Origin of the sequence: Streptomyces sp. NPDC059534 (assembly GCF_042743475.1) — a bacterium.
Taxonomy (GTDB): Bacteria; Actinomycetota; Actinomycetes; order Streptomycetales; family Streptomycetaceae; genus Streptomyces.
Genome location: NZ_JBHWAQ010000144.1, coordinates 1 through 1447, shown reverse-complemented (window position 1 = coordinate 1447; position 1447 = coordinate 1). Strand labels below are relative to the sequence as shown.

2 protein-coding genes are annotated in these 1447 nt (G+C 66.3%); one reads left to right on the top strand and one right to left on the bottom strand.

Annotated elements, in window-relative coordinates; genetic code table 11:
- The first annotated feature begins 143 nt into the window (after nt 1-143).
- On the top strand, nt 144-500 hold the full coding sequence (locus ACFVZH_RS40390; RefSeq protein ID WP_384905637.1) for a hypothetical protein: 357 nt from the start codon (nt 144-146) through the stop codon (nt 498-500).
- Here the strand turns inward: ACFVZH_RS40390 and ACFVZH_RS40385 are convergent.
- A protein-coding gene (locus ACFVZH_RS40385) for an IS5 family transposase (RefSeq protein ID WP_384905635.1) occupies nt 490-1310 on the bottom strand; the annotation gives its coding sequence in 2 pieces (ribosomal slippage) (nt 490-960 and nt 963-1310; 819 coding nt in all). The genes ACFVZH_RS40390 and ACFVZH_RS40385 overlap by 11 nt on opposite strands.
- Nucleotides 1311-1447: the final 137 nt, after the last annotated feature.

Sequence of the window (1447 nt, the reverse complement as noted above, 5' to 3'; positions counted from 1 at the left end):
CCATCGCCACCCTGGTCTCCGACCGCAACACCACCACCTGACCAACGCCACAAGCAGGGCAACCACGACTCACCCGCTATCACGCACCAACTCGTTAGACGTCGTTTCTTATGGCTGTCAGAGCGGCATGAGAGCCTCCTGGCATGAGCTACGACCTTGCTGTCTGGGAAGGCGAGAGGCCGGCGGATGACAAGACCGCCTGCCGGGTCTTCGACGACCTGTACGCCCGCTACATCGACAGTGAGGTGGAAGAGCCTCCGTCCGAGCGCATCGCGGCCTACGTGGCCGCGTTGCTTGATCGGTGGTGCGACATCACCGAGGACGAGGAGGACACCTCCCCCTGGTCGACCGGGCCGCTGATCGGCGAGGCCAGCGGTCCGCTGATCTACTTCCCCATGCGGTGGAGCATGGCCGAGGAGGCGTCGGCCTACGCGGCGGCCGTAGCGGAGTCCATGGGCCTGATCTGCTTCGACGTACAGCAGAACCGGCTCAGGCCGTGAGAAGGCTGGCCAAGCGGCGGTAGCCGATGAGGGCTGCGGCTATGCCGACGAAGGCGAGGAAGTGCTCGGCCTTCCGTTCATAGCGCCGGTGAAGCCTTCGACAACCGGCCAGCCAGGACACGGTTCTCTCGACCACCCACCGATGCCGGCCCAGCCGCTGCGAGGACTCGACACCCTTGCGGGCAATGCGATGGCGGATACCGCGCTCGCGAAGCCATCGGCGCAGGTGGTCGTAGTCATAGCCCTTGTCCGCATGCAGCTTCGTCGGCCGCCGACGCCGGGGACCACGGCGGGACCGGATCGGTGGGATGCCGCGCACAAGCGGCTCCAGGCCCAGACTGTCGTGCATGTTCGCCCCGGAGATGCCCAGGGACAGCGGTAGTCCGTTCCGGTCGGTGATCAGGTGGATCTTCGATCCCAACTTGCCGCGGTCGGTCGGATTCGGTCCCGTCAGCGGCCCCCTTTTGCAGCCCGCAGGCTGACCGAGTCGATCGCGCACCGCGACCAGTCCAGCTCGCCCCGCGCTCCGAGCTCGTCAAGGATCACGCGGTAGAGCCTTGCCCAGACCCGGTCCTGGCTCCACTGAGCGAACCGGCGGTAGACCGTTTGCCAGGCCGGGCCGAACACCGGCGGCAGTTGCCGCCAGGTGCAGCCCGACGTCGCCACGAAGATGATCGCCGCCAGGGCTTCACGGTCACCTGCCCGGCGTCGGCCACCGCCCTGCGGGCGTATCGCCTCAGTCGGTGGCACCACCCGCCGGAACAGCACCCACAACTCGTCCGGAACCAGTCGCTCCACGAGATCCGTCATGCACGGATCAACGAACGATCACGCCATAAGAAACGACGTCTTAGACCGTGTCCTATGTGGTGAGGCGTCGTTGGCTTCGGTATGGGGCGGGGTACATGGAGTTGGATTGTTCCGGACGGGCTGTGGGAGATCGCGGA